Annotated in this window: 26 protein-coding genes; 20 read left to right on the top strand and 6 right to left on the bottom strand. The window is 64.6% G+C overall.

The features are described 5' to 3' along the window. Positions 1 to 355 precede the first annotated feature (355 nt). The 4 genes from paoA (at position 356) to CJD35_RS06200 (ending at position 6538) form a co-directional block, all read left to right on the top strand. A complete protein-coding gene (gene paoA, locus CJD35_RS06215) occupies positions 356 to 991 on the top strand; it encodes an aldehyde dehydrogenase iron-sulfur subunit PaoA (protein ID WP_026002497.1) in 636 nt (211 codons plus the stop codon). Further along, on the top strand, positions 988 to 1944 hold the full coding sequence (locus tag CJD35_RS06210; RefSeq protein WP_095686915.1) for an FAD binding domain-containing protein: 957 nt from the start codon (positions 988 to 990) through the stop codon (positions 1942 to 1944). The genes paoA and CJD35_RS06210 overlap by 4 nt, the downstream gene beginning before the upstream one ends. Then, positions 1941 to 4148, top strand: coding sequence for an aldehyde oxidoreductase molybdenum-binding subunit PaoC (gene paoC, locus CJD35_RS06205; protein ID WP_017183702.1), 2208 nt, complete (start codon positions 1941 to 1943; stop codon positions 4146 to 4148). The genes CJD35_RS06210 and paoC overlap by 4 nt, the downstream gene beginning before the upstream one ends. An 80-nt stretch (positions 4149 to 4228) precedes the next feature. Continuing rightward, the gene (locus CJD35_RS06200; RefSeq protein WP_017183703.1) at positions 4229 to 6538 is read left to right on the top strand and encodes a TonB-dependent receptor; all 2310 of its coding nucleotides are present in this window, start codon (positions 4229 to 4231) and stop codon (positions 6536 to 6538) included. Here CJD35_RS06200 and CJD35_RS06195 read toward each other — a convergent pair. Next, positions 6522 to 7472, bottom strand: coding sequence for a quinoprotein relay system zinc metallohydrolase 1 (locus CJD35_RS06195; protein WP_017183704.1), 951 nt, complete (start codon positions 7470 to 7472; stop codon positions 6522 to 6524). The two genes, CJD35_RS06200 and CJD35_RS06195, sit on opposite strands and share 17 nt — an antisense overlap. Next, positions 7469 to 8266 (bottom strand): quinoprotein dehydrogenase-associated SoxYZ-like carrier, encoded by a 798-nt coding sequence (locus CJD35_RS06190; RefSeq protein WP_017183705.1) that lies wholly within the window; start codon positions 8264 to 8266, stop codon positions 7469 to 7471. Before CJD35_RS06190 ends, CJD35_RS06195 begins: the two co-directional genes overlap by 4 nt. 82 nt (positions 8267 to 8348) lie before the next feature. Between CJD35_RS06190 and CJD35_RS06185 the strand changes: the two genes are divergently transcribed. From CJD35_RS06185 to CJD35_RS06160, 6 genes are all read left to right on the top strand, one after another. Then, entirely contained in the window at positions 8349 to 8891 is a 543-nt protein-coding gene (locus tag CJD35_RS06185) for a rhodanese-like domain-containing protein (protein ID WP_095686914.1), read from the top strand. A 90-nt stretch (positions 8892 to 8981) separates the two neighbouring features. Beyond that, positions 8982 to 9425, top strand: a complete 444-nt coding sequence (locus CJD35_RS06180; protein ID WP_017183707.1) for a pseudoazurin — start codon at positions 8982 to 8984, stop codon at positions 9423 to 9425. A gap of 75 nt (positions 9426 to 9500) precedes the next feature. Further along, complete coding sequence (gene adh, locus CJD35_RS06175; protein ID WP_095686913.1) at positions 9501 to 11021, top strand: aldehyde dehydrogenase; 1521 nt, start codon at positions 9501 to 9503, stop codon at positions 11019 to 11021. A 102-nt stretch (positions 11022 to 11123) separates the two neighbouring features. Continuing rightward, the gene (locus CJD35_RS06170) at positions 11124 to 11528 is read left to right on the top strand and encodes a DUF779 domain-containing protein (protein WP_095686912.1); all 405 of its coding nucleotides are present in this window, start codon (positions 11124 to 11126) and stop codon (positions 11526 to 11528) included. Between the two features lie 66 nt (positions 11529 to 11594). Then, positions 11595 to 12737, top strand: coding sequence for an FIST N-terminal domain-containing protein (locus CJD35_RS06165; RefSeq protein WP_017183710.1), 1143 nt, complete (start codon positions 11595 to 11597; stop codon positions 12735 to 12737). Then, a complete protein-coding gene (locus CJD35_RS06160) occupies positions 12734 to 14953 on the top strand; it encodes a hybrid sensor histidine kinase/response regulator (protein ID WP_086485827.1) in 2220 nt (739 codons plus the stop codon). The genes CJD35_RS06165 and CJD35_RS06160 overlap by 4 nt, the downstream gene beginning before the upstream one ends. Before the next feature lie 18 nt (positions 14954 to 14971). On the opposite strand, the gene CJD35_RS06155 is transcribed toward CJD35_RS06160, so the two are convergent. The 4 genes from CJD35_RS06155 to pedF all read right to left on the bottom strand — a co-directional run bounded on the left by CJD35_RS06155 (position 14972) and on the right by pedF (position 18911). Then, on the bottom strand, positions 14972 to 15754 hold the full coding sequence (locus CJD35_RS06155) for a response regulator (protein ID WP_017183712.1): 783 nt from the start codon (positions 15752 to 15754) through the stop codon (positions 14972 to 14974). 13 nt (positions 15755 to 15767) lie between these two features. Next, positions 15768 to 17513 (bottom strand): methanol/ethanol family PQQ-dependent dehydrogenase, encoded by a 1746-nt coding sequence (locus tag CJD35_RS06150; protein ID WP_026002499.1) that lies wholly within the window; start codon positions 17511 to 17513, stop codon positions 15768 to 15770. Between the two features lie 113 nt (positions 17514 to 17626). After that, positions 17627 to 18481 carry a substrate-binding periplasmic protein gene (locus CJD35_RS06145; RefSeq protein ID WP_017183714.1) on the bottom strand — a complete coding sequence of 285 codons (855 nt, stop codon included), beginning with the start codon at positions 18479 to 18481 and terminating at the stop codon, positions 17627 to 17629. A 4-nt stretch (positions 18482 to 18485) separates the two neighbouring features. Further along, a complete protein-coding gene (gene pedF / locus CJD35_RS06140; RefSeq protein ID WP_026002500.1) occupies positions 18486 to 18911 on the bottom strand; it encodes a cytochrome c-550 PedF in 426 nt (141 codons plus the stop codon). 139 nt (positions 18912 to 19050) lie between these two features. On the opposite strand from pedF, the gene CJD35_RS06135 reads away from it, so the two are divergent. From CJD35_RS06135 to CJD35_RS06090, 10 genes are all read left to right on the top strand, one after another. Beyond that, positions 19051 to 20016, top strand: coding sequence for a PQQ-dependent catabolism-associated beta-propeller protein (locus CJD35_RS06135; protein WP_017183716.1), 966 nt, complete (start codon positions 19051 to 19053; stop codon positions 20014 to 20016). Between the two features lie 51 nt (positions 20017 to 20067). Next, entirely contained in the window at positions 20068 to 20697 is a 630-nt protein-coding gene (locus tag CJD35_RS06130) for a nicotinate-nucleotide adenylyltransferase (RefSeq protein ID WP_017183717.1), read from the top strand. Positions 20698 to 20709: 12 nt separating this feature from the next. Continuing rightward, the gene (gene rsfS / locus CJD35_RS06125) at positions 20710 to 21099 is read left to right on the top strand and encodes a ribosome silencing factor (protein ID WP_017183718.1); all 390 of its coding nucleotides are present in this window, start codon (positions 20710 to 20712) and stop codon (positions 21097 to 21099) included. A 117-nt stretch (positions 21100 to 21216) separates the two neighbouring features. Continuing rightward, complete coding sequence (locus tag CJD35_RS06120; protein ID WP_017183719.1) at positions 21217 to 21639, top strand: 23S rRNA (pseudouridine(1915)-N(3))-methyltransferase RlmH; 423 nt, start codon at positions 21217 to 21219, stop codon at positions 21637 to 21639. A gap of 22 nt (positions 21640 to 21661) precedes the next feature. After that, positions 21662 to 22879 carry a murein hydrolase activator EnvC family protein gene (locus tag CJD35_RS06115; RefSeq protein WP_095686911.1) on the top strand — a complete coding sequence of 406 codons (1218 nt, stop codon included), beginning with the start codon at positions 21662 to 21664 and terminating at the stop codon, positions 22877 to 22879. Between the two features lie 121 nt (positions 22880 to 23000). Next, positions 23001 to 24347 carry a S41 family peptidase gene (locus CJD35_RS06110; protein ID WP_017183577.1) on the top strand — a complete coding sequence of 449 codons (1347 nt, stop codon included), beginning with the start codon at positions 23001 to 23003 and terminating at the stop codon, positions 24345 to 24347. A gap of 96 nt (positions 24348 to 24443) precedes the next feature. Then, positions 24444 to 24929: a disulfide bond formation protein B gene (locus CJD35_RS06105; protein WP_026002472.1), complete on the top strand. Its 486-nt coding sequence runs from the start codon at positions 24444 to 24446 to the stop codon at positions 24927 to 24929. Beyond that, a complete protein-coding gene (locus CJD35_RS06100) occupies positions 24926 to 25480 on the top strand; it encodes a demethoxyubiquinone hydroxylase family protein (protein WP_017183579.1) in 555 nt (184 codons plus the stop codon). Before CJD35_RS06105 ends, CJD35_RS06100 begins: the two co-directional genes overlap by 4 nt. A gap of 13 nt (positions 25481 to 25493) precedes the next feature. Beyond that, positions 25494 to 26027, top strand: coding sequence for a hypothetical protein (locus CJD35_RS06095; protein WP_026002473.1), 534 nt, complete (start codon positions 25494 to 25496; stop codon positions 26025 to 26027). Between the two features lie 73 nt (positions 26028 to 26100). Next, positions 26101 to 26517, top strand: coding sequence for a hypothetical protein (locus tag CJD35_RS06090; RefSeq protein ID WP_017183581.1), 417 nt, complete (start codon positions 26101 to 26103; stop codon positions 26515 to 26517). Positions 26518 to 26521: the final 4 nt, after the last annotated feature.

Below are 26521 nucleotides of genomic sequence, written 5' to 3'. Positions count from 1 at the left end.
GATGGAGACGCTGTCCCCGTCGGGTGAGGCGGGCAACTAGCAGCGCTTTTCGGGATGGGCAAGGGGAGAATTGCCAAGATCGTGAAATTCCTGCTCCGACTGGCAAAGTGGGCGACTTTGCAGGGCTTTGCGCCCGTGTCACCCGAAGCGAAAGGCGTGCGCGGCAATGCCAGGGCCGCCGCTGCTGCCCATGATTGATTCGCTCTGTCCGAAAAATCAACGTGGGTGGCATTTCGCAACTTTGCCTGGGTGGTCATTCTGTTAATCTGGGGATCAAACTCCATATTTATGTCCAGCGGCGGATCATTTGTCGCGTCCCTTCGTATGACAGTCCAAGCAAGAGGAAGCACCCGCGATGCCATCCGATCATCTCACGCGCCGTTCCCTGTTGCAGGGAAGTGCGGCGGTTGCCGCAGCGGCCCCCACGCTGGCGTCTGCCGGTGCGGCCACTGCACGACCCACAGCCAAGGGAGAAACCGGGATGATTCCCGTGGAATTGACCGTGAACGGGCGCGAGGTGCATCTGCAAGTCGATCCGCGCACCACCCTGCTCGACGCGCTGCGTGAGCATCTGCATCTGACCGGGACGAAGAAGGGTTGCGATCAGGGGCAGTGCGGTGCGTGCACCGTCATCGTCGAAGGCAGGCGTATCAACAGCTGCCTGACGCTGGCGGTCATGCATGATGGCGACACGGTGACGACGATCGAGGGGTTGGGAACTCCCGACAAGCTCCATCCGATGCAGCGCGCCTTCATCACGCATGACGGTTATCAATGCGGCTATTGCACACCGGGACAGATATGCTCGGCTGTCGCGGTGCTGGAAGAAATTGCGGCGGGCGTCCCCAGCCATGTGACCGATGATCTGGACCGGGTTGCGCTATCCGACCGAGAATTGCGCGAAAGGATGAGCGGCAATATCTGCCGCTGCGCCGCCTATCCCAACATCATAGCCGCCATGAATGAAGTGGCCGGGGAGAAGAAGGCATGAAGCCTTTTACCTATAGCCGCGCGACCAGCGTTGCGGATGCCGCCAAGACCGCAGCCGCAATGCAGGGCGCGCGCTTCATTGCCGGCGGCACCAATCTGCTCGACCTGATGAAGCTCCAGATCGAAACGCCGACCCACCTGATCGACGTCAATCATCTGGGCCTCGACCGGATCGAACCGACGCCAGAGGGTGGATTGCGCATCGGCGCGCTGGTCCGCAATACCGACCTGGCGGCCGACAAGACGGTGCGCCGCGACTATGGCGTGCTGAGCCGCGCGCTGCTGGCGGGCGCTTCGGGACAATTGCGCAACAAGGCGACAACGGCAGGCAACCTGCTTCAGCGGACCCGATGCCCTTATTTTTACGACACCAACATGCCTTGCAACAAGCGCAAGCCCGGCAGCGGTTGCGGCGCGATCGGCGGGATCAGCCGTAGCCTTGCCATATTGGGAGTAAGCGACGCCTGTATCGCCCAGCATCCCAGCGACATGGCAGTGGCGATGCGATTGCTCGACGCGCAGGTCGAGACGGTCGGGGCGGACGGCGCGGCGCGCGCCATACCCATAGCCGATTTCCACACGCTGCCCGGTGACACGCCCCATATCGAATCCGCGCTCAAGAATGGCGAGATCATCACATCGGTGACCTTGCCCAAGCCAATCGGCGGCACCCATGTCTATCGCAAGGTGCGCGACCGGGCGTCCTACGCCTTTGCACTGGTGTCGGTCGCCGCTGTGTTCGGCAAGGACGGCGCAGGCCGCTTCGCCTTTGGCGGCATCGGCGCAAAACCATGGCGAACGCCAGCGGCAGACGCTGCCGCCTCAGCCGGGGCGAAGGCGGTGGCGGAAGCAGCACTGAGCGGCGCGCGCACGACCCATCACAATGCATTCAAGAAAACGCTGGTCGAACGGACGCTGGCGTCGCTCTATCGGCAGAAGGAGGCCCGGTCGTGAAATTCGATACGCCCGCCACCACCAACCCCATCGACAAGGGCCGCGTCGTCGGCGTCGCACAGGACCGTATCGACGGCCCTGCCAAGGTTACCGGCAGTGCGCCCTATGCCTATGAACGGCATGATGCTGCGCCCAACGCCGTCTATGGCTGGATCGTCGGGTCCGCGATCGCCAAGGGAAGGATCGCGGCCATGGACCTGCGCGCGGCTGAAGCAGCGCCCGGCGTGCTGGGGATAGTGACCCACGCCAATGCCGGTAAGCTGGGCAAGGGAAATTATAATACCGCTCCGCTGCTGGGCGGCCCGGCGATCATGCATTATGATCAGGCGGTGGCGCTGGTGATCGCCGACACATTTGAAAATGCGCGCGCAGCCGCCAAGCTGGTGCGGATCGATTATACGCCGCAGGATGGCAAGTTCGATCTGAACACCGAACTGGACAATGCCGTCAAACCGCCAGACAGCGGCTTTGGCGGGGCCGCCGATACCGCCGTTGGCGATTTTGAGGGAGCCTTTGCCAAGGCAGCGGTCAGGATCGACCAGCGCTACACCACCCCAGATCATAGCCATGCCATGATGGAACCCCATGCGACCACCGCCGCGTGGAACGGCGACAAGCTGACGCTGTGGACGGCAAATCAGATGATTGCCTGGAGCGTGGGGGAAGTCGCCAAGACGCTGGGCATTCCCAAAGACAATGTCCGTCTCGTTTCGCCCTATATTGGCGGAGGTTTTGGCGCCAAGCTGTTCCTGCGCGCCGACGCTTTGCTCGCGGCATTGGGGGCCAGGGAAGTCGGACGTCCGGTCAAGGTCATGATCGCCCGCAACCAGATACCCAACAATACCACCCATCGTCCCGCGACGGTCCAGCGCATCCGCATAGGCGCCGACAAGAATGGGGTGATCGATGCCATCGGCCATGAAGTATGGTCGGGTGACCTGCCCGGCGGCGGCCCGGAGACGGCGGCGATGCAGACGCGGCTGCTGTATGGTGGCGCGAACCGCCTGACCGCGCATCGCCTCGCCACGCTCGACCTGCCCGAAGGCAATGCGATGCGCGCGCCCGGCGAAGCCGTCGGTTTGCTGGCGCTGGAAATCGCGATGGACGAATTGGCGGAAGCATGTGGCGTCGATCCGGTCGAACTGCGCATCCGTAACGATGTGCAATATGATCCCGAAGCGGGGCCGCAACGCCCCTTTTCCAGCCGCAAGCTGGTCGAATGTTTGCGCGCCGGGGCTGACCGGTTTGGATGGAGCAAGCGCAATCCCACACCTGGCAAGGTGCGCGATGGCCGCTGGCTGGTCGGCATGGGGGTGGCCGCCGCATTCCGTAACAATATGGTCGGCAAATCGGGTGCGCGGATCGGCGTGGATGGCACCGGCAAGGTCATAGTCGAAACCGACATGACGGACATCGGCACCGGCAGCTATACCATTATCGGCCAGACCGCGGCGGAGATGCTGGGCGTATCGCTGGATGACGTCATTGTGCGGCTGGGCGACAGCCGCTTCCCCGCATCCGCCGGGTCTGGCGGTCAATGGGGGGCGAACAGTTCTACAGCCGGCGTCTATGCCGCCGCCATGGCGCTGCGGGCAAAGCTTGCGGAAAAGGCGGGCTATCCGGCCGACCAGGCGCAGTTTGAAGATGGTCTGGTGAAATTGGGCAATCAGTCGCAAACGCTGGCTGCGCTCGCCGGTCGCGAGGGTCTATGGGCGCAGGACAGTATCGAATTTGGCGATCTGGACAAACGCTATGCCCAGGCCACGTTCGGCGCGCATTTCTGCGAAGTCGGGGTGGACATCGACACCGCCGAAGTGCGCATCCGCCGCATGGGCGGGGCGTTTGCGGCCGGGCGCATTCTCAATCCCAAATCCGCGCGCAGCCAGGTGATCGGCGCGATGACCATGGGCGCCGGTGCGGCATTGATGGAGGCGTTGGAGGTCGACACCCGCTTTGGCCTGTTCATCAATCATGACATGGCCGAATATGCCGTGCCGGTCCATGCCGACATACCCGAACAAGATGTGCTGTTCATCGACGAACTGGACGACAAAAGTTCACCGATGAAAGCCAAGGGCGTGGGCGAGCTGGGCATTTGCGGCGCGGGCGCAGCGGTTGCCAATGCAGTCTACAACGCTACTGGCCTGCGGCTGCGCGACTATCCGCTTACCATCGACAAGCTGTTGAAAGCGCAGATGATCTGAGGATGGACCGACCCAAGGTCTAATGGAGCGCCGTCACCTGCCCCCCTAGCCTTCCTCCCATAGACATAATGGAGGATGGCATGAGGGGTGTGACGGCGCTGTTGGCAACAAGCGCGATGGTGCTGTGCGGCGGCATCGCGCGGGCGGATGAGGCAGATGCCGGTCGCCAGCCCATCATCGTGACGGCGCCGGGCGGCGGCATCGACAGCGACGACGGCCTGTCGCTGTCCGCGGCCGACATCGCCAAAGGCGGCAGTCCCGATCTGCTGGGCGCGCTGGTCCGTAACTTCGCCGGTGTCACCTTGCAGGACGCGCAAAACAACCCGTGGCAGCCCAATCTGGTCTATCGCGGCTTTGTCGCTTCGCCGCTTCAGGGACAGGCGCAGGGGATCGCCACCTATCTGGACGGCGCGCGCTTCAACCAGCCGTTCGGCGACACCATGCAGTTCGACCTGTTGCCCGAAGCCGCCATTGCGCGGATTAGCCTGCTCGACAAAAGCGCGGTTTATGGCCTCAACGCTCTGGGCGGGGCGTTGCTGATCGACACCAAGACCGGGCTGAGCGATCCCGGACTGGAGGCCAGCGTTTCACAGGGCCGGTTCGGCATGACCGAAGCGAGCATCGCGGCGGGCGGGGCACGGGGCGATTTCAGCGCCTTCGCGGCGTTTCAATACACACGGGACGATGGCTGGCGCGCCTTTTCGCCCTCGACATTATACAATGGCTATCTCGACCTTGGCTTCGACGCGCCTGGTGGTGGCCTGCACATCAAGCTGGTCGGGGCGGACACCGACCTGACCGGCAATGGCGTTTCGCCGGTCGAACTGCTCGCGGTCGATCGGCGTGCGGTATTCACCTGGCCCGACAATAGCGCCAGCCGCTATGGCCGGGTCAGCCTGCATCCCTGGGTCGCGCTATCGGATACGACCCGGATCGAAGGGACGCTCTACGCGCAAAAACTGACGCTGCGCAGCGTCAATGGCGACGCTGCCGATATCGAGGGTTGCGAGGAAGAGGATGAGGCTGGCCTGCTATGCCTGGAAACGGTGGGGGATACCGAAGATGAGGAGGAACAGGCGGTCCTGACGGACGCCAATGGCGATCCGATCGCCGATAGCCTGGGGGGTGAAGGCTATGGCGTCCTCAATCGCGGGCGCACCGCGACGCGGGCGATGGGGGCGCTGGTGCAACTGATCGACCAGCGGGCTTTGGGCGCGGGGGACAATCATCTGGCGCTGGGGCTGAGTTACGACACAAGCCGCACCCGGTTCGACACATCGACCGAACTCGGCGCGATGACCGAGGAGCGAAGCGTCGAAGGGCTGGGACCGATCATCATCCAGCCAGACGGCGCCATCGCGCCGGTGGGATTGGTCGCCCATACCGATTATTGGGGGGTATTCGCCCAGGATCGGTTGCCTATCACCCCGCGCCTGTCAGCCGAAATCGCACTGCGATATAATTGGGCGCGGGTGGTGTTGCAGGACCAGATCGGCACCGCGCTCAATGGTCGGCATCATTTTTCCCGGCTGAATCCCGGCATCGAGTTCGACTATGAGTTGTCCGACGCTTTGGCGCTGCGCGCGGGCTATGCGGAAAGCAACCGCGTGCCGACTCCGGCCGAACTGTCCTGCGCCGATGAAAATGCGCCATGCAGCCTGACCAATTTCTTCATCGCCGATCCGCCGTTGAAGCAGGTGGTCGCCAAAAGCTGGGAAGCGGGTGCGAAGGGCAAGGCGCAGCTTGGCGGCTTTGCGGTTGATTGGCTGTTGTCGGCCTGGCGGACAGACAATCGCAACGACATTCAATATGTCGCATCGGAAATTCGGGGCCGCGCCTATTTCCGCAATATCGGCAGCACCAGGCGGCAGGGCGTGGAAGCGACGATCCGCGCACAGCGGGGCGGGCTGCAAGCGGGCCTCAGCTATGCCTTTACCGACGCCACCTATCGCGCGCCGCTCAGCCTATCCAGCCCGGCCAATCCGACAGCGGACGAGGACGGCCTGATCGCCGTCGAGCGCGGGGATCGCCTGCCCGGTATAGCCCGGCATAGCGCGACGCTGAACCTGGACTATGCCGGTCAGGGCTGGAGCATTGGCGGCGATGTGATCGCGCGATCGGGCCAATATCTGGTCGGCGACGAAGGGAATGATACGCCCAGGCTGGGCGGCTACGCCATCGTCAATCTGCGCGCGAGCGTGGATGTGGTGCGCGGCGTCAGCCTGTTTGGCGAGGTGCGCAATGCGCTGGGCAGGCGCTACGCGACCTTTGGCACGTTCAGCGAGGTCGATGAGATCGAACTGGAGGAAGCGCCGGGCGCATCCAATCCCCGTGCCTATGGACCGGGCGCGCCGCGCCGCTGGCAGGTGGGGATCAGGGCGCGCTTTTGACGTCGATACGCGGCAGCAATGCCGCTTCGATGCCAGGATAGAGATGCGACACGCTGCGCTGCACTTCGTAGCGGGCGGCGGCCATCCGGGCAAAGCGGGCGGGGATAGGCAGGTCGCCCGCCTCCACCATGTCGAGACCATCGCGCACCGCCTGCGTCAGTGCGCCTTCCAGCCAGTCGATCCAGTCGCGCGTCTGGGCAATGGCCGCCGTTCCTGTCGGGTCGAGCGGCCCATGGCCAGGCAGGACGCCGCCATGGGGCAAGGCCTTCAGCTGCTCCAGACTGGCGCGCCAGGCCGCAAGATCGGCGGTCGGGGTGCTGGGCGCGCGATCATGAAAAACCAGATCACCCGCCAACAGCAGGCCGCTTCTTTCGTCCAGCAGCGCCAGATCCGCACTGCTATGGCCGGAAAGCGCAAGCAGGCGCAGCACCCGCCCGCCAAAATCCTCCTGCGCCGCCATGATGGTCCGGCCCGGCAGGATCAGGTCCGTGCCGCGCATCCAGTCGCCCAGCAGCCTGTACATGCCATCGGCATAGCCCTGCCCCTGCGCCGTCAACGCCGCGATCGTGCCCGGCAGCGCGGCGACGATGGCAGGATCGAAGGCGGCCAGCCCCAGGCCATGATCGGGATGGAGATGGCTGACATAGACCCGTATTATGCGCTGGCCCGTCAATTGCTCGGCCACCTGGCGCAGGGCGCGGCCATAGCGAAGCGAAGGGCCGCATTCCCATAGCACCGTCCCGGCGGGCGTCGCGATGATGGCGATATTGGCGATGGCCCCGCCATTATGCTCTTCGATCGGCTCGTCCGCGCCGCGCACCATCCAGATGCCATCGCCGACCGGCACCGCCGTGATGCTATAGTCGGCCGCACGAGCCGGCATCGTCGCCAGGCCCGCTATCCCGCCCAGCATGGCGCGTCGCGACAGCTTCATCGTCCGCCCGGCATCGGCGACTGACGCGCCAAAATGAGGTTGGCCCGATAGTCGCGCCCGTTGGTATCACGCGCCGCGACCCGCAGCGCCGCATCCGGGCTGCCGTCCACCATCAGCGTGATCGCCGGGTCTTCCGCCACCGATGCCCAGATATCCATGTCACCCAGCACACGCCCCTCCCCGTCGGTCACCGCCAGCGCCTCCAGATGATAAGTGGCGATATTTTCGACAAGGCCGGTGTCCATCGGATGCCGGAAGCTCAGCCGCACTCGATTATAGCCCTGCGCCATCGGCCAGACTTCGCCACGTATCTCGCCCAGATGGTCAGCCCAGTCGCCCTTGACCCGGCTGACGGGTGGCGCGGAACAGCCGCCGCCCGCGGCATCGATCCAGCCGCCCGACACCAGCCATTGCCCGCTGTCCAGTTGCACCGCGCCGCGTATCGGAGTGCGCTGATCCAGTTTGATCCGAGTCGCGACATAGGGCGCGGCATGCAGGGGGCGATAGTCGATCGCGACCGGAATGGGATTAAGGTCCGCGAGCAGGATCATGCGCCTGACCCCCGCTATTCCGCGCGCATCGATAACCACCGGAAAGGCGCGCTGGTTTTCCGCAATCATCGGGAAGGACACATGGACTCGGGGGTCGAACCGCACCGGATCATCACCGAACAATGTGCGCGCATGGGCTATCCACATCGGTGAGCCGAGCGGATCGGCAGGCGGAGCGGCCCCGGCACCGGCCGGCGCCAGCGTCAGCATGATCGCGACCCATAGGCTCTTTGCCCTGCGCATATCCTTCTCCCTTATGACAGGGTCTAATAGAGGGCGCGACGCGCTACCATTGGCCCTTGGGTCATAAGCCGGGGAGAGGATCATGCGGCGCTTCATCATGGCGGCGATGCTGGTTGCGTCGTCCGCGCTGGCGCATGAGCCATTGTTCGACGCCGATGGCTATCGCGTCGCGCATTATCGCGCGCCAGTGCGCCAGCCGCCCGCCGGCGTCGGCCGAATCGCCTTGGCAGCAGCGGCGCAGCTTGTGCCGGACAGGGATGCCATCTTCATCGATGTCCTGCCGGCCGAAGGTGGTCATCGTGAACCGGACGGGCGCTGGCGGCTGGCGTCATCGCATGACTCCATCCCTGGCGCGCACTGGTTTCCCGATGCCGGGCGTGGCCAGCCCGATCCCGCCATTGCCGGGGATTTTGCCACGGGCGTTGTCCGGTTGACGGGGCGCGCGCGCGGCAGGATGCTGATCCTGTTCTGCCGCTCCGACTGCTGGATGGGCTGGAACGCTGCCAAAAGGTTGCGATCGATGGGCTTTGCCAATGTCTGGTGGCTGGCGGAGGGGACGGATGGCTGGCGCGACCTTGGCCTGCCACTCGCGCCGGTCCAACCCGAAGGCGGCACGGCCACATAGGACCAAAGACCCATTGTGCGCAGGCGCGCTCCGGTCGCACTCTTGGCGCAATCTGGCGGCCATTAGCCGCGTGCATCTTTGGAGAGTGATGTGATCCATCTGCGCCTGTCAGCTGGCCTTGCCGCTGCCCTGCTCCTTTCGCCGCTGCCCGCTGCGGCAAAGGACATTGTGGTCCATATGAAAAATCAGGGCGCGGACGGGGCGATGGTGTTTGAACCATCCTTCGTGAAGGTTGCGCCGGGCGATACCATCCATTTCAAGCCGACCGACGCCAGCCACAATGCCGAAACGATGGCGAACATGCTGCCCGCGGGCGCAACGCCGGTGAAGGGCGCGATGAACAAGGAGATGGTGCTGACCGTCGCCAAGCCTGGCCTCTACGGCATAAAATGCATGCCCCATTATTCGATGGGCATGGTCGCGCTGGTCCAGGTGGGCAAGGTGTCCGCCGCCGACCTGGCAGCGGCCAAGGCGGTCAAGCTGCCCCCCTTTGCCGCCAAGCGCATGACGGCGGCGCTCGCAAAAGTGAAATAGACCCAAGGTGCAATGGCCCGGCACAGGTCGCCGCGCCATGTTTTCAGCCAATTTCGACAGGACAGGAGTAGGACGATGCTGCAGCAGGCGATGGAGCGGTTCACCGGCAAGACGCTGATCCGCAACCAGTATGACAATTATATCGACGGCCAGTGGGTCGCCCCGGTCAAGGGCGGCTATTTCGAAAATATTTCCCCCGTGACGGGCCAGGTCGTCGGGACCATAGCACGCGGAACGGCCGAGGATATCGAGCTGGCGCTCGACGCGGCGCACAAGGCGAAGGATGCCTGGGGCAAGACCTCCACGACGGAACGCTCGAACATCCTGCTCAAGATTGCCGACCGGATGGAAGCCAATCTGGACCTGATCGCGATGGCCGAGACGATCGACAATGGCAAGCCGATCCGCGAAACGACCCATGCCGACATTCCGCTGGCCATCGACCATTTCCGCTACTTTGCAGGCTGCGTTCGCGCCCAGGAAGGGTCGATCAGCGAGATCGATCATGACACTATCGCCTACCATTTCCACGAACCGCTGGGCGTGGTCGGCCATATCATTCCCTGGAACTTCCCGATCCTGATGGCGGTGTGGAAGCTGGCCCCGGCACTGGCGGCTGGCAATTGCATCGTGCTGAAGCCCGCCGAACAGACGCCCATGTCGGTTCTGGTGCTGTTGGACATTATCGGCGACCTGCTGCCGCCCGGCGTGCTGAACGTCGTCAACGGCTTTGGCGTCGAAGCGGGCAAGCCGCTGGCCAGCAACAAGCGGATCAGCAAGATCGCCTTCACCGGCGAAACGACGACCGGCCGCCTGATCATGCAATATGCGTCGGAAAATCTGATTCCCGTCACGCTGGAACTGGGCGGCAAGTCGCCCAACATCTTCTTTGCTGACGTGATGGATGCAGACGACGATTATTTCGACAAGTGCCTGGAAGGCTTTGCGATGTTCGCCCTCAATCAGGGCGAAGTGTGCACCTGCCCCAGCCGGGCGCTGATCCAGGAATCGATCTACGAAAAGTTCATCGAACGCGCGATTGCGCGCGTGAAGGCGATCAAGCAGGGTAGCCCGCTCGACCCGGCGACCATGATCGGCGCGCAGGCGTCGAATGACCAGCTGGAAAAGATCCTCTCCTATATCGAGATTGGTCTGGCCGAAGGCGCGGAACTGCTGACCGGCGGCGCGCGCGCGCAGCTGGATGGCGAACTGAGCGAAGGCTATTATGTCACCCCGACGGTGTTGAAGGGGCATAACAGGATGCGGATATTCCAGGAGGAGATTTTCGGTCCGGTTCTGGCCGTCACCACCTTCAAGGATGAGGCCGAAGCGCTCGCCATCGCCAACGACACGCTCTATGGTCTGGGCGCAGGCGTGTGGACGCGCGATGGAAGCCGCGCCTATCGCATGGGCCGTGGCATCCAGGCCGGTCGGGTGTGGACCAACTGCTATCATGCCTATCCGGCCCATGCCGCCTTTGGTGGTTTCAAACAGTCGGGCATCGGCCGCGAAAACCACAAGATGATGCTGGACCATTATCAGCAGACGAAGAATTTGCTGGTCAGCTACAGCCCCAAGGCGCTGGGCTTCTTCTAAAGGGTCGCAACGAAGGCGCTTGCCTTTCCCCTGTAAGCGCCTTCGTCCCAGGCGGGCGTCCCTAACGGACGTCCGCCCCTTTTTGTAAAGGAAAGCCTGGCTGTGACGAACCCGCTTCCGCCCCGCATATTGGCGACAGATGCAGCGCTGGCGCTGATCGCGCAGCTGACCGACAGGCATGGGCCGCTGATGTTTCACCAGTCGGGCGGCTGTTGCGACGGGTCCGCGCCAATGTGCTTTCCGCGCGGCGAATTCAAGGTGGGCGCGCAGGACGTGCTGCTGGGCCATGTCGGGGGCGAAGTGCCGGTATGGATCGGCGCGGCCCAGTTCGAATATTGGCGCCATACCCAGATGACGATCGATATTGTGCCAGGGCGCGGCGCGGGCATGTCGCTGGAAAGCCCGGAAGGGATGCGCTTCATCGTCCGGTCGCGCATTTTTACCGACGACGAAAACGCCCTGCTGGAAGCGGCCGGCGATCCACCAAGAGGCAACGCCATCGCCTGACGTGACAAATGCGCAGCACAGTGCATAACCCCTAAGAAAAAGGGGAATGCGATGGGAGAGAGCGAAATGAGTGTGGAGGCGGCGGATATTGTCTTTGCGTCGAGCCACATGCCCGATCCGGCCGATGCGATGGCGCAAGTCGCCCATGCCATGGGTGATTCACCATTGGCCGGCATGCTGCTATTTTGTTCGCATCGTTTCGATCGCGATGCGCTGGCCCGTGCGGTGAACCGCCATGGCGAACATCGGGTCGCGATCGGCTGTACCAGTTCGGGCGAACTGACCGAGCAGGGCTATGACGAGGATAGTCTGAGCGTCATCGGCTTTCCGGCCGCCAGCTTTCATATGGTGTCCCATTGTTTCGACGATATTGATGCGTTCGATCCGGTCGCAGCGCGGGAAGCCATCCGATCGCTCGCAGCGGTGGCGGAGCGCGACAGCCGCCATCTGGGTGACCGGGTCAATCATGTCGCGCTGTTTCTGGTCGATGGCTTGTCCCATCGCGAGGAACTGCTGACGATGACGATCCAGGATGCGCTGGGCGATGTACCGCTGATCGGCGGATCGTCAGGCGACGGGCTCGATTTCCGCGAAACAGCGATCTTCCACGGCGGCCGTTTCCACCATCGCGCCGCCGTGATCGCCATCCTGTCCACCCCCCGGCCGATCCATGTGTTCAAAGGGCAGCATTATCGCCCTGGCGCGGCCAAGATGGTGGTGACGGGCGCTGTCCCGCAGGACCGGATCGTCACCGAAATCAATGCCGAGCCTGCTGCGCAGGAATATCTGCGGCTGGCGGGCCATGCCGGGGAAGCGCTGGGCCTGGCCTTCTACGCCGCCCATCCGCCGATGGTGCGGGCGGGCGGGGACTATCATGTCCGCTCGATCCAGAGCGCCAACCCGGACGGCAGCCTGACCTTCTACTGCGCGATCGACGAAGGCATCGTGCTGACCGTGGGTGAGCCGGTGGACCGGATCGCGGGGATGGAGGCGATGTTCACCGACATTGCCGCCCATGTCGGCACGGTCGACCGGATCATAGCGTTCGATTGCGTGCTGAACCGGATCGACGCCGAACAGCGGCAGATCAGCCGGGCCGTATCCGAACTCTATGGCCGTCATCGCGTCATCGGCTTCAATACCTATGGCGAACAATATCATGCGCTGCACGTCAACCAGACCTTTAGCGGACTTGCGATCGGGAAATGAGCAAGCGGGCGGAAACCGACACTGAGCTGGACAGGTTGCGGGAAGACAATCGCAAGCTGCGCAAGATCAATGCCGCGCTGATCGACCGGGTCGAACGGTCGAGCGATATGGTCGGCAATGCCTTTTCGATGTTCGAGACCGCGATCACGCTGGAAGCCATGGTGCGAGAGCGGACGGGCGAACTGGAGGATGCGCTGGGCCGTCTGGCCACCGCCAATGCGGAGCTGGCCCAGGCCCATGCGACCGCCGAGGAAGCCCAGACCCGGCTGCGCGACGCGATCGATTCGATCAATGAGGGCTTTGTCCTGTTCGATGCAGAGGACAGGCTGGTCCTGTTCAACGAGGCCTATCTGAGTTTCTGGCCCGAAATTGCCGACCAGATTCGCCAAGGTCAGTCTTTCGACGAGATTGTCCGGCTCGCCGCCGCGCATCATCACGCGCTCGGATCGCTGGTCGCGCCCGACCGCTGGGTATCGGACCGGCTGGCGCGCCACAGCATTGCGGACGGCGGGCATGTGCAGGCGCTGTCGGATGGCCGCTGGGTCCAGATCAACGAGTTGCGCACGAGCGAAGGCGGTATTGTCGGCATTTATACCGACATTACCGAGGTGAAGGCGCAGGACGCCCGCAACCGGGCGCTGGAACTGGCCGAGCGTAACCTGATCCTGCAATCCACGCTCGACAATCTGTCCGAAGGCGTCTGCCTGTTCGACGCGCAGGGGCGCGTGGCGGCGTGGAACGACGCGCTCCAGCATCTGCTCGACCTGCCCGGCGGCTGGGCGCAGGAGAGCGGCAGCCATGGCGCGCTGGTCGCCTGGTGCCGCGAGCATCTGGGCATGGCGGATGAAGGGTGCCTGGACTGGCGGGGCGACCAGCCCGGCGGCGATCCGCGCCACGCGCTGGTCCATGCAGGGACGCGCAGCTTCGAGCTTCGCAGCACTGCGCTGGAACGGGGTGGGCAGGTAATCGGCTTTACCGACGTCACCGCGATGTTGCGGGCGCAGGCGGGCTTGCAGGAAACGGCCGAGACGCTGGAACGCCGGGTGGCCGAGCGGACCGCCGAACTGGAGACAGAGATCGCCGAACGCCGCGCGATCGAGGCACAGTTGCGCGACGCCAAGACAGCGGCGGAAAAGGCCAACCTGTCCAAGACCAGCTTTCTGGCCGCCGCCAGCCACGACCTGCTCCAGCCATTGAACGCCGCGCGGCTGTTTGTCGCCGCGCTGGGCGACCGGCGACTGGCGCTGCCGACCCGCGCGCTGGTCAACCAGACGTCGACGGCGCTGGATTCGGTCGAGGATCTGCTGGAGGCTCTGTTGGAAATCAGCCGTCTGGACGCAGGCGCAATCCAGCCTGAGGTTGGCGATTTCCGGCTAGACCGACTGCTCGACACGCTGCGCGTCGAATTTGCCCCGATGGCCCGCGCTGGCGGGCTGGAACTGGTGATCGCCAGCGAACCGGCATGGGTGCAATCCGACATCCGGCTGTTGCGACGCATCCTGCAGAATTTCCTGTCCAACGCGCTGCGCTATACCCAGCAGGGATCGGTTCGGGTGGATTGCAAAAGCGGGCCGGACGGCGTGCGCATCAGTGTGACCGACAGCGGCCCCGGCATTCCGCTCGACAAGCAGGCATTGGTGTTCGAGGAGTTTCGTCGGCTGGACACCCGCACCAGCGGCAAGGGGCTGGGCCTGGCTATCGTCAAGCGGGCGAGCGACATGCTGGGCCATCCGATCACGCTCGAATCGACGCCCGGTCGTGGATCGACCTTTGCGATTTGCCTGCCGGCGGGTGAGCCGGTGACCGATCCCGACAGCGAGCCGAACATATCCGGACGCGATCGCACGATGCGGGGTCTCAACGTGCTGGTGATCGACAATGAGCGGGCAATCCAGACCGGCATGTCGACCCTGCTCGGCGGCTGGGGATGCAGTGTGCGGACGGCGGGCGGCTTTGCCGATGCGACCGCCCTGTTCACAGATGACGCCAAGCCTGACATCATCCTGATCGACTATCATCTGAATGACGGGGAGACGGGCGACCATGTGATCGACCGGCTGCGCGCCCATTTCGGCGGGCCGGTGCCTGCGGTGATGATTTCGGCCGATCGCGGCAAGGATCTGAAGGTCCGCCTGGATGCCTGCGGCATCCCGCTGCTGAGCAAGCCGGTCAAGCCTGCACAGTTGCGCGCGCTGTTGCGGACGATGCTGAAATAGATGGAAGGTCGTGCCGGGTCAGTCGGCGCGGAAATGTACCCGGTTCGCCTTGATCACTGCCTGGGTGCGGCTGAGCACCCCCAGCTTTTGCAGGATCGCCGATACATGCGCCTTGATCGTCGTCATCGACACATTGAGGTCGTGGGCGATCTGCTTGTTGAGGCGACCGTTGACCAGATGGCCAAGGACCGTCTTCTGCTGCGGCGTCAGGCTGTCGATGCGACGGGTGATGTCATCTTCGTCAGCGGACGGCGCTGCCCCTTCCCCCATGGTTTCGGGCAGATAGATTTCGCCCGACACGACCCGGTGCAAGGCGTCGACGATGGCGCTGCGCTTGAGCGATTTGGGGATGAACCCGGCCGCGCCGGCGGCCAGCGCCTCCTGCACGATCGCGCGGTCGAACGCCCCCGACACCATCACCACCGGCAGGATCGGGAAGCGATCGCGCAGCAGTTTGAGGCCATCCAGCCGCCGTACGTCGGGAATGTGGAGATCGAGCAGGATGAGATCGAAATTATCCTGCTTTTCCAGCGTGGCGATCGCCTCGTCCAGGGTCGCAGCTTCGAAAATCTCGATATTGTCGAAGCTGATCGCGATGACGCTGCGCAAACCGTCGCGCACCAGCGGATGGTCATCGACGATCAGCACGCGTTCCATGATCGCTTCGCCGCCCATATATTGGCCCATATCCTGCCCCTGGCCCGAATGATCGACCAAGTCATGGGATGTGGCAAGCCGCAAAGCGCAAGGCGGCAGTACCGGAGCCTGCATTGCATAGCTGCCACGTCCCATGACGATCATGACATTCTCTTCCTTATGACTTTGGCAGTTTGAACACCCAGAGCGCGCCGCCCTGATTGATGTCCTTGAACGATTTGGCGACTTCGCCGCCCCACAGAGGCACAGCGCCGCCCCAGCCGGACATGACGGCGACATATTGTTCGCCATCCTGTTCCCAGGTGACAGGCGAACCGACCACGCCGGACCCGGTCTGGAATTTCCACAATTCCTGGCCAGTCTTGGCATCGAAGGCCTTTAGATAGCCTTCGGGCGTGCCGGTAAACACCAGATTGCCCCCGGTCGTCAGCACCCCGCCCCACAACGGCGCCTTGTTCTTATATTCCCACACGATCTTGCCGGTCTTGGGGTCCATGGCCCGCAGCACGCCGATATGATCTTCGGCAATCGGCTTGATGGTGAAGCCCGCGCCCAGATAGGCAGCGCCCTTCTTGTAGGCGATAGGCTCGTTCCAGATGTCCATGCCCCAGTCGTTGGACGGGATATAGAAAAGCCCGGTGTCATGGCTGTAGGCCATCGGCATCCAGTTCTTGCCGCCCAGGAAAGACGGCGAGGCGAAGACCGGCTTGCCCTTTGCATCGCCCGGTGCCGGCGGACGGCCTTCCACGATGTAATTCGGCTTGCCATTCTTGTTGAAGCCATCGGCCCAGGTCGTCTGCATCACGAACTTGCTGGCGCTGACAAACTTGCCGTTGGTCCGGTCGAGCACGAAGAAATAGCCGTTGCGGTCCGCCTTCGCGCCAAGCTTCATCGGCTTGCCGTTGATGGTGGCGTCGAAGGGAATGAATTCGTTGACGCCGTCGAAATCCCAGCCGTCGTGCGGCGTGGTCTGGAAATGCCATTTGATGACGCCGGTGGCCGGGTCGATCGCGATGGTGGATGCGGAGTAGAGATTGTCGCCGGGACGCAGATGGCTGTTCCACGGCGCAGGGTTGCCGGTGCCGAAGAAGAGCAGATTGGTTTCAGGATCATAGGTGCCACCCAGCCAGGTCGCGCCGCCACCGGTTTTCCACTGGTCGCCCTGCCAGCTGGCGTTCAGCTTGCCGGTGATGCCATTATCCTTGCCATTGAGCGTGCCCATATGGCCTTCAATCACCGGGCGGTGCCAGATCAGCTCGCCGGTGTTGACGTCGCGCGCATCGACCGCGCCGACTACGCCGAATTCGCCACCCGAATTGCCGGTGATGACCATGCCGTTGACGATCAGCGGCGCGGCGGTGGCGCTATAGCCTTCCTTATAGTCGGCGATCTGCTTGTTCCAGATCACCTTGCCGGTCAGGCGGTTGAGCGCCACGAGGCGCGCGTCGAGCGTGGCGAAGATGATCTTGTCGCCATAGATCGCCGCGCCCCGGTTCACCACGTCGCAGCAGGGCATGATGCCGTCGGGCAGGCGGGCGTCATATTGCCATTTTTCCTCGCCAGTGCGCGCGTCGAAGGCGAACAGGCGCGAATAGCTGCCGGTCACATAGATGGTGCCGTCGTAGACGATCGGCTGCGCTTCCTGGCCGCGCTGCTTTTCACCACCCAGCGAGGCGGAGAAGACAGGCACCATTTTCGACACATTGCCGCTGTTGATCGCATTGAGCGCACTGAAGCGATGCGCCTGCGGTCCCATGCCATATGTCAGCACGTCGCCCGTCGATTTGGCGTCGTTCATCAGATCGGCATCGGTCGGCCCGCTTTGCGCCACCAGCGGCGCGGCCCCCATCGCCATTGCCATCGCAGCGACGCCCGACAGCGCCCGCATGATCGGTCCTTTCATAACCATCCTCCCTGTGTAATCGGGCGCATTGGGCGCCCACGATTTCTGTGCAGACTATGCCGCTCCCGATCAGCGACAATTAGACCTTGGGTCGGGATACTGGCGGTCCGCGCTCAGCCTGCGGCGTTGGCCGCGGTCCAGTTGACCCCGTAGCGCGCGAACAACGCCTTCATCTCGCCGCTTGCCGCCATGGCGGTAACGATCTCCTCCACCGCGTCGCCCAGCGTGCGGCTATTTTCCTTGACCGCCATGCCGATATCCCAACCGGGCGAGGTGAAAGCGGGCAGCGGCCCCTTGCGCAGCGTGACGCGGCCAGCGCCCGCACCGTGCAGTCCGTGTTCGATCTGCGCCCGGCTCGCCAGCACGGCGTCCGCCTGCCCGGCCAATACTGCCGCCACCGCCGCCGATCCGGTCGGATAATGGACGACATCCTTGGCCAACACGCCGCCAAAAGAGCCTGTCAGATAGAAGTCGGGGATGGAGTCGAGTTCAGCGGCCAGCTTGCGGCCGCGCCACTCGGTCGGCATCCCTTCCAGCGCGACCGCGCCACCGGAACCGGCCAGCGCAAAACTCTCGCGATAATAGGGCGCGATGATCGCAACCTGATCATTGCGCGCCGCGAAGGTCCGGTCGAAGGGGACATGCAGCATCAGGTCGCCGGGCATGAAGCCCAGCAAACCGCCCTTCCACACGCCGTTGCGCAGATCGTCATCGGCGCTTTCGTCCGCGACCAGTTGGGCCACGTCGGCGCGCACGCCCAGCCTGCCCGCGATCGCCTGCGCCAGGTCAGCGTCCAGACCGACGATCTTGCCGCCCTCCTCCCACGACCAGGGCCGGTTGTCCTGATAGACGATCACGCGCAACGTACCGAGCGCCTTGACCTTGGCCAACGGGGCCGCGCTGCCGCGGCCCGCGGCCAGCGCGAGCGCCACACCCGCCCCGCCAATCAAGGCGCGACGGGTGAGCATCGCCCTATCCCTCATGTTTGGTTTCAAGCCAGGCGCGGATGGCCCAGCCGGCCTTTTGCCCCAATACGTCGCCAAAGGGCGGCATATAGACCTTGCCGTCATGGCTGGAGCCGTGGCGGAAGCGTTCGGCGAACCATTGATCGCCGGATTCGCCTTCCTCCAGATAACGCAGGTCCGGCGCGATGCCGCCGGATTCCGCATCCAGCCCATGGCAGCGCGCGCAATTTTGACCATAAGCCGACTGGCCGATCTCGATCGCCTTGGCGTTGCCGCTATAGGGGTTTTTTTCGAGCCAGGCTTCGCCAATCTCCGGCAGCGCGCTCGTGTCGACTGCTTGCGGCGTGACATCGCCATGCGCCAGCAGCGCGCTCGCCCCGGTCATGCCCAGCGTGGCAATGGCGCCCAGCAGCGCGATCCGTCCCAGTTTCATATGCGTCATCCTCTCACGCGGATTCTCGTTGACCGGAATATCGGCTAAGGCAGGCGCGCGGCCCATTGGCCATTGGTACAATCCCGTCGATCGTTACCAGCCGATAGGATGGCGGCCAAAGCGGTGAGAGGATCAGGATATGAAGCGCATCGGCATTGCCGTCGGGGCCGTCTGGCTGGCGCTGCCCACCGCCGCGCAGGGGGAAACCCTCTATGTCTCCAACGAGCGCGGGGACAGCGTGTCTGTGGTCGATACCGCGTCGGGGCAGGTGACGGCGACCTGGGCCGTGGGCGGCCGCCCGCGTGGCATCACCCTGTCGAAGGATGGCCGCTACCTCTATCTGTGCGCCAGCACCGACCATGCGGTCCAGGTGATCGACCGCGCAACCGGCAAACTGGTCGCGGAATTGCCATCTGGGCAAGACCCGGAGCAATTTGCCCTCTCCCGCGACGGCAAGACGCTCTTCGTCGCCAATGAGGATAATGCCGCGCTGACGGCGATAGACCTGGCCAGCCGCACCGTCGCCTTTCAGGTCGATGTCGGCGGCGAGCCGGAAGGGGTGGCGCAAAGCCCGGACGGCCAGTGGGTGGCAGTGACGTCCGAAGAGGATAATGTCGTCAACTGGATCGACCTTGGCACGCGCCAGATGGTCGCCGAAACCCCGACCGACCAGCGCCCGCGCCATGTCGAATTCACCGCCGACGGCGCGCAATTATGGGTCGCGGCAGAAATTGGCGGCACTGTCCAGATCATCGACACGACAAGCCGTGCGGTGCGCGAGACGCTGCGGTTCGAGATACCGGGCGTCCCGGCGCATCGCATCCTGCCGTGCGGCATCCGTTTCACCCCCGATGGCAGGACCGCCATCGTTGCGCTGGGCCGGGCCGATCATGTCGCGCTGGTCGATGTCGCGACCCGCAAAGTCCGCGCCTATGTGCCCGTGGGCAGGCGGGTCTGGCATGTCGCGGTCAGCGCCGATGGCACCCAAGCCTATACAGCCAATGGCCTGTCCGATTCGGTATCGGTGATCGATCTGGCCAAGGCGCAGGTGAGCGCGACGATCGCCGTCGGGAGCGCGCCCTGGGGGATCGTCGCCGCACCCTGACCGGGCAGCAGCGCGATTGCAGCGACCCGCGCCAGATGGCATGGCGGGGCTATGACACGCATCGGCCTGCTCGGCGGCTCCTTCAACCCGGCCCATGGCGGGCATCGCGCGATTTCGCTGTTCGCGGCAAAGGCGCTGGGGCTAGACGAGATTTGGTGGCTGGTGTCGCCGGGCAACCCGCTGAAGCCCCGCGCAGGCATGACGCCCCTGCCCGCCCGGCTGGCCCATGCGCGCAAGGTCGCGCGGCGCGCCCCGATTCGCGCCACCGCGATCGAGACGCAACTGGGCACGCGCTACACGGCAGACACGCTGCGCGCGCTGACCCGCCGCTACCCGCGCAACCGCTTCATCTGGCTGATGGGGGCCGATAATCTGGCGCAGTTCAGCCAGTGGAGGGACTGGCGCGGCATAGCGCGTCAAATGCCCATTGCCGTGATCGCCCGTCCGGGCTATGATGGTGCTGCTCGTGGCTCTGTGGCCATGAACTGGCTGCGGCGCTTCGTCCTGCCCGCTTGCCAGAAAGCAGGCTGGACGAATTGGAGACCGCCGGCGCTCGTGCTATTGCGCTTTCGCCCTGATCCAAGATCGGCGACCCTGTTTCGGCAGGTGAACCCCCTCTGGCATCGCGAATATGAACATGCACGTGTGCGGGACCCGCTCACGCGTCGGCTGATCGTCTAGAATGGAGCTTTTTTGACCAGACCCCTTATTGCCAACGATACGGCCGCAGCGGCCGATAGCGTGGCCGCCCTGCACGCCCTCGTCATGCAGTCGCTCGACGACGACCAGGCCCAGGAAACCATTTCCATCCCCCTCGAAGGCAAGAGCAGCATCGCCGATTATATGGTGATTGCGAGCGGTCGTTCGTCGCGCCAGGTCGCGGCGATCGCCGAGCATCTGGCCGAGCGGGTCAAGAAAGGCACGGGCCGTTCGTGCCGCATCGAAGGGCTGCCGGTCGCCGACTGGGTGCTGATCGACGCGGGCGACGTGATCGTCCACCTGTTCCGGCCCGAAGTGCGCAGCTTCTACAATCTGGAACGGATGTGGGGCTTCGTCGACGCGCCAGTGGCGGGGACAGCGTAACCCAACGCCGTTCGGGCTGAGCGAAGTCGAAGCCTTCCACTGAGCGTAGCGAAGTGGCTTCGCCTGCGGCTCAGCCGAACCCTTCGACTTCGCTCAGGGTGAACGGATTAAGGCTGAATGCTCCTCCATATCATCGCGCGCGGGAAGATCGGGCGGTCGCCCGAAGCCGAACTGGTCGACCGCTATGTCAAGCGGCTGACCATGCCGCACAAGATCACCGAAATGCCTGATCGGGGCGGCAAGCTGCCCCCGCAGGCGCCCGGCACCGTCACGGTGATGCTGGACGAAAAGGGCAAGCAGCTATCCTCCATGGACTTTGCCCGGCGGATCGAAGGCTGGCGCGACGCGGGAACGCGCGAATGCCGCTTCCTGATCGGCGCGGCGGACGGGTTTGACGACGCCGAACGGGCGAATGCGGACCTGCTGATCGCCTTTGGCAATATGACCTGGCCGCACATGATGGCCCGCGCGATGCTGGCCGAACAATTGTGGCGGGCCTGCTCCATCCTTGCCAACCACCCCTATCATCGCGAAGGATAGGCGGGTGACACGGGGCGGGATCATGATCGCGATGATGGCGGGCCTTGGCGTCCTGGCCGCGTCGCGCCTGCCCGCCGCCGATGACGACGCTATCATCCTGCCCGGCACCGCCGGCACCACATTGCAACAGGAACAGGCCGCGCTGAAGGCCGCGCGCCGCCAGTCGGACGAGGCGCGCGATCGGTCCGCCCGGCTCGACCAGCAGGCGAGCGCAGCGCGCGACGAGGCCGAGCAGGCGCGCCGCCGCGCCGCCGCGATCGCCGCGCGCATCCAGCAGGCCGAAGCCGACATAGCGGGCGCGCAGGCGCGCATCGCCATCGTCGCGCGGATGCAGCGCGCGCAGGCGGCCCGGCTGGCGGCCAAGCAGGAACCGGTCGTGCGCCTGACCGCCGCGCTCCAGATGATGGCGCGCCGCCCGCTGGCGCTGGCGCTGGTCCAGCCCGGCTCGATCACCGATGCCGTGCATATGCGCGCGGTGCTGGGGCAGATACTCCCGGTGATCCGCCAGCGTACCGCGGGGCTGCGCGCCGAGCTGGAACGCAGCCGGGCGCTGCGCGCGACGGCGCAGCAGGCGGCCGATGCGCTGGCCAGCAGCCAGCAACAGCGCAAGGAAAGACAGGCCCAACTCGCCGCGCTGGAGGCGCAGAAGCGGGTGGCCGCGCGCGACTATCGCACCAATGCGGGGATGGAGAGCGAGCGGGCGCTGGCGCTGGGCGAGCGGGCGCGCGACATTGTCGACCTGATGGACCGGCTGGAGGAAGCGGGCGACCTGCGCGACAAGCTGGCTGCGCTGCCTGGTCCGCTGCTGCGCCCGGCTCGCCCCGACGAGACCGACGCCCCTGCCCCTGACCGGGCCGTGGCGATGCGCGGCCCGCCGCCCTATCGCCTGCCGGTCGTGGGCCAGCTGGTCACGGGCATGGGCGAGGTGAATGATGGCGGCGTCCGCTCACGCGGGCTGACGCTGGTGACGCAGCCGGGGGCGCAGGCGGTCGCGCCGACCGCCGGACGCATCGCCTTTGCCGGGCCCTATCGCGGCTATGGCCAGATATTGATCATCGACCATGGCCAGGGCTGGACCACGCTGATCACCGGCCTGCATCGCATTACCGCGCAAGTGGGCGACAGCGTGCGGCAGGGCGAGCCGGTCGCCATCACCGGCCCTGGCCGTCCCACCATCACCATAGAACTGCGCCGCAACGGCCGTCCGGTCGACATCGTGCCGCTGGTGGGGCTGGGATGAGGATCGCGCGCTCATTAACCTGACGCTCATCGACCCTACGCAACATTCGTCGAAGCGCGCTTTTGCGTCGGGACGCGAATCGGCTTATGATGGAACGCAGATGCCGGAATCAAGGACAACCATGAAATCCACCTTCCTCCAGGGCACACTTGCGCTCGGGGCGCTTGCGCTCATTCCCGCCACCACCGCGGCGCTCGCCGATGGGGAGGCGTCGAGCTACAAGGCGCTCGACGAATTCATGGACGTGTTCCAGAAGGTCCGCAGCGATTATGTCGAGAAAGTCGACGATGAAAAGCTGATCAAGGGCGCGATCGACGGGATGCTGGCCAGCCTGGACCCGCACAGCAGCTTCCTGGACGCGCGCGATTTCCAGAATCTGCGGACCCAGACCGAGGGCAGCTATGGCGGCCTGGGCCTGTCGGTCACGCAGGAGGATGGCGCGGTCAAGGTGATCGCGCCGACGCAGGATACCCCGGCCTGGCGCGCGGGGATCAAGGCGGGCGACTATATCACCCATATCGACGGGCAGCTGATCTATGGCGGCACGCTGGACGAAGCGGTCGACAAGATGCGCGGCGCACCGGGCACCAGCCTGAAGCTGACGATCGTGCGGGCCGGACGCGACAAGCCGATCGACCTGACACTGACGCGCGAGATCATTCAGTTGAAGCCAGTGAAATGGGAAGTGAAGAACGGCATCGGCGTCATCAACATCGTCAGCTTTTCTGCCAATACCGGTGCCGATGTACGGCAGGCGATCCGCAGCATCGACAAGTCGCTGGGCCACAAGCCGACCGGCTATGTGCTGGACCTGCGGTCCAATCCCGGCGGTCTGCTGGATGAAGCCGTATCGGTCAGCGACGCTTTCCTAGAACGCGGCGAGATCGTGTCGCAGCGCGGCCGGGCCAAGGGCGATGTCGAACGCTATTATGCCAAGCCTGGTGACGATGCGAAGGGTCTGCCGGTGATCGTGCTGGTCGATGCAGGATCGGCGTCCGCATCCGAAATCGTCGCCGGTGCGTTGCAGGACCAGCATCGCGCGCTGGTGATGGGCGAACGCAGCTTTGGCAAGGGCAGCGTGCAGACGATGTTGCCGCTGTCGAACACCACCGCGCTCAAGCTGACCACGGCGCGTTACTATACGCCTTCGGGCCGCAGCGTGCAGGAAGGGGGCATCCAGCCCGACATCCGCGTCCCGCAGCTGTCCGACCCCGATTACAAGAACCGCCCCAAATATCGCGAAAGCGACTTGCGCCGCCATTTGATCAACGAGATCAAGACCGACGACAAGACGCTGGAGGAAGATGCCAAGGACGATCCGCGCTTTGCCATGTCGGCCGAGGAATTGAAGAAGAAGGGCGTCGAGGATTTCCAGCTCGACTATGCGCTCAAGACGATTGGTCGCCTGGCCAGCACGCCGGGCGCAACCATCGCGCAGGCTGCGGCCAGGAAGCCGGGGGCGAAGTAAGGGGGTCCCTATCATTCCCGTTCGCCCTGAGCGGATGGTGTGGGAATCCCGCAAGTTCAGCATGACGAAAGGTGCCTGGGGGTTTAAGCGGGGATGATGAGCAAACTTCCCCTCGCTCGCGCCCTGGCGCTGCTGATCCCCGTGGCGCTGCTGGGCGGTGCCTATGCGTCGCAATATGTGGGCGGATTGCATCCGTGCGAAATGTGCTGGTGGCAGCGTTATCCGCATATGGCCGCGATCGCGCTGGCGCTGCTGGCCTTTGCGGCAAAGGGCAATCCGAGGACCAGCGCGATGTTCACGACGCTGGCCGCCATCGCCATCGCCATAAGCGGCGCCATCGGCCTGTTCCATGCCGGGGTCGAATATGGCTGGTGGGAAGGGCTGACCGCCTGCTCCACATCGCCGACCGGCGGCAATGCGGCCGATATATTGACCCAGATCATGGCGACGCCCATCACCCGCTGCGATGTTGCGCCATGGAGCCTGCTGGGCATATCGCTGGCGGGCTATAACGGCCTCTTGTCGGTCGGTGGCGCACTCGCCATCTTGGCGTTGTTGGGACGCAAAGGACGCAATGCATGAGCGCGAAGCAGGATTTTCCCCGACCCGGTCGCCGTCCCAAGCCCGCCGATCGCGCGTCGATGCTGCGGGTCGATCAGGCCGGTGAGTTCGGCGCGACGCGCATCTATGCAGGGCAGCTTGCCGTGATGGGCGATCGGCATCCCGATGCCCGCATCATTGCGGGCATGGCCGCGCAGGAAGAGCGCCACCGCCAGACGTTCGACGCCATGATCGCCCGGCGCGGCGTGCGACCGACCGCGCTGGCACCGATCTGGAACGTGGCGGGCTTTGCGCTGGGTGCGGTGACGGCGGCGATCGGTCCCAAGGCCGCCATGGCCTGTACCGCCGCGATCGAGACGGAGATCGACCGCCATTATGGCGAACAATTAGTGCAATTAGGCAGCGACGATCCGGAACTCTCCACCGCCATCGCGGATTTTCAGGCAGAGGAAGTCGAGCATCGCGATGCCGCGCTGGCGCATGGAGCGCAGCAGGCCCCTGCCTACCCCCTCTTGTCGGGCGCCATTCGTTTGGGATGCCGGGCCGCCATCGCGCTATCAAAGCGCATCTGAAAAGGACCGACGGATGACCAGGATACCGATGATCGCCGCGCTGTTGCTGATGAGCGCTGCCGGCCCCGCACTGGCCCAGCCGTCAAGCGCGCCCACCGCGGCGGCCGCGCCGACGACGGAGAAGGTCAACCTTGTCATCGTTTATGGCGACGATGCCTGTCCGCAAAGCCAGGGCGACGACATTGTCGTGTGCGCGCGCAAGGGGGAGGAAGAGCGCTATCGCATCCCCGAACCGCTGCGCGGCGATCCCAATGAACCCAGCAAACAGGCCTGGGGCGAGCGGGTGCGGTCGATGGAATATGTCGGGCGGTCCGGCACCGAAAGCTGCTCGCCGGTCGGCGGTGGCGGCGCAACCGGCTGCTTCGCGCAGCTGGCGCGGCTGGCCAAGGCGGAACGGCAGGCGCTCGACAATGCCAGCTGGAAGGATCTGGTAGAAGCCGAGCGCGCCAAGCGCCTGTCCACCATCGACGCCGACAGCGAAGCGATCGAAGCGCGGGTCGTGGCGGAGGAAAAGGCCAAGGATACGGCGCCCGCATCGCAACCCTGACGGGTCCGGGCGCCGAACGGCGTCTGGACAAGGAGTCTCCGCTTTCGGGCAAGGCGGGCAATGACAGGGGCGAATGAAGGATTTTCCGATGATGCGTCTGTCTATGTCCCTGGCCCTGATAGGGGCGGCTTTGATCCCGGCGACGCCCGTGCTGGCGCAGCCTGAACCGCCGCCCGACCGCATATTCAACCTGATCGTCTATGGCGATGATCCCTGCCCCAAGGGCAAGGATGACAGCGAAATCGTGGTGTGCGCGCGCAGGCCCGAAGCCGAGCGCTACCGCATCCCCAAGAAGTTGCGCGAAAAACCGGCGGTGGCGGGTGGCCCCGGCTGGGGCAGCCAGGTGGCGACGATGGAACAGGTCCAGCGCCAGACCCTGCCGGGCAGTTGTTCGGTGATCGGCAGCAACGGCTTCACCGGCTGTGCGGCCCAGAGGCTGCAACAATGGTTCGCCGAGCGACGGATGCTGGAATCGAAGGGCGAACCCTGAGCTT

Source organism: Sphingobium xenophagum, from assembly GCF_002288285.1.
Classification (GTDB): domain Bacteria; phylum Pseudomonadota; class Alphaproteobacteria; order Sphingomonadales; family Sphingomonadaceae; genus Sphingobium; species Sphingobium xenophagum.
Note: the sequence above shows the minus strand (reverse complement) of the source record. Positions and strands in the feature narration are given on the sequence as shown.

Coding starts and splice junctions, on each gene's coding strand:
- paoA (WP_026002497.1), top strand. CDS start 356: ATGCCATCCGATCATCTCACGCGCCGTTCCCTGTTGCAGGGAAGTGCG.
- CJD35_RS06210 (WP_095686915.1), top strand. CDS start 988: ATGAAGCCTTTTACCTATAGCCGCGCGACCAGCGTTGCGGATGCCGCC.
- CJD35_RS06200 (WP_017183703.1), top strand. CDS start 4,229: ATGAGGGGTGTGACGGCGCTGTTGGCAACAAGCGCGATGGTGCTGTGC.
- CJD35_RS06195 (WP_017183704.1), bottom strand. CDS start 7,472: ATGAAGCTGTCGCGACGCGCCATGCTGGGCGGGATAGCGGGCCTGGCG.
- CJD35_RS06190 (WP_017183705.1), bottom strand. CDS start 8,266: ATGCGCAGGGCAAAGAGCCTATGGGTCGCGATCATGCTGACGCTGGCG.
- CJD35_RS06185 (WP_095686914.1), top strand. CDS start 8,349: ATGCGGCGCTTCATCATGGCGGCGATGCTGGTTGCGTCGTCCGCGCTG.
- adh (WP_095686913.1), top strand. CDS start 9,501: ATGCTGCAGCAGGCGATGGAGCGGTTCACCGGCAAGACGCTGATCCGC.
- CJD35_RS06165 (WP_017183710.1), top strand. CDS start 11,595: ATGAGTGTGGAGGCGGCGGATATTGTCTTTGCGTCGAGCCACATGCCC.
- CJD35_RS06160 (WP_086485827.1), top strand. CDS start 12,734: ATGAGCAAGCGGGCGGAAACCGACACTGAGCTGGACAGGTTGCGGGAA.
- CJD35_RS06155 (WP_017183712.1), bottom strand. CDS start 15,754: ATGATCGTCATGGGACGTGGCAGCTATGCAATGCAGGCTCCGGTACTG.
- CJD35_RS06150 (WP_026002499.1), bottom strand. CDS start 17,513: ATGAAAGGACCGATCATGCGGGCGCTGTCGGGCGTCGCTGCGATGGCA.
- CJD35_RS06145 (WP_017183714.1), bottom strand. CDS start 18,481: ATGCTCACCCGTCGCGCCTTGATTGGCGGGGCGGGTGTGGCGCTCGCG.
- pedF (WP_026002500.1), bottom strand. CDS start 18,911: ATGAAACTGGGACGGATCGCGCTGCTGGGCGCCATTGCCACGCTGGGC.
- CJD35_RS06135 (WP_017183716.1), top strand. CDS start 19,051: ATGAAGCGCATCGGCATTGCCGTCGGGGCCGTCTGGCTGGCGCTGCCC.
- CJD35_RS06130 (WP_017183717.1), top strand. CDS start 20,068: ATGACACGCATCGGCCTGCTCGGCGGCTCCTTCAACCCGGCCCATGGC.
- CJD35_RS06120 (WP_017183719.1), top strand. CDS start 21,217: ATGCTCCTCCATATCATCGCGCGCGGGAAGATCGGGCGGTCGCCCGAA.
- CJD35_RS06115 (WP_095686911.1), top strand. CDS start 21,662: ATGATCGCGATGATGGCGGGCCTTGGCGTCCTGGCCGCGTCGCGCCTG.
- CJD35_RS06110 (WP_017183577.1), top strand. CDS start 23,001: ATGAAATCCACCTTCCTCCAGGGCACACTTGCGCTCGGGGCGCTTGCG.
- CJD35_RS06105 (WP_026002472.1), top strand. CDS start 24,444: ATGAGCAAACTTCCCCTCGCTCGCGCCCTGGCGCTGCTGATCCCCGTG.
- CJD35_RS06100 (WP_017183579.1), top strand. CDS start 24,926: ATGAGCGCGAAGCAGGATTTTCCCCGACCCGGTCGCCGTCCCAAGCCC.
- CJD35_RS06095 (WP_026002473.1), top strand. CDS start 25,494: ATGACCAGGATACCGATGATCGCCGCGCTGTTGCTGATGAGCGCTGCC.
- CJD35_RS06090 (WP_017183581.1), top strand. CDS start 26,101: ATGAAGGATTTTCCGATGATGCGTCTGTCTATGTCCCTGGCCCTGATA.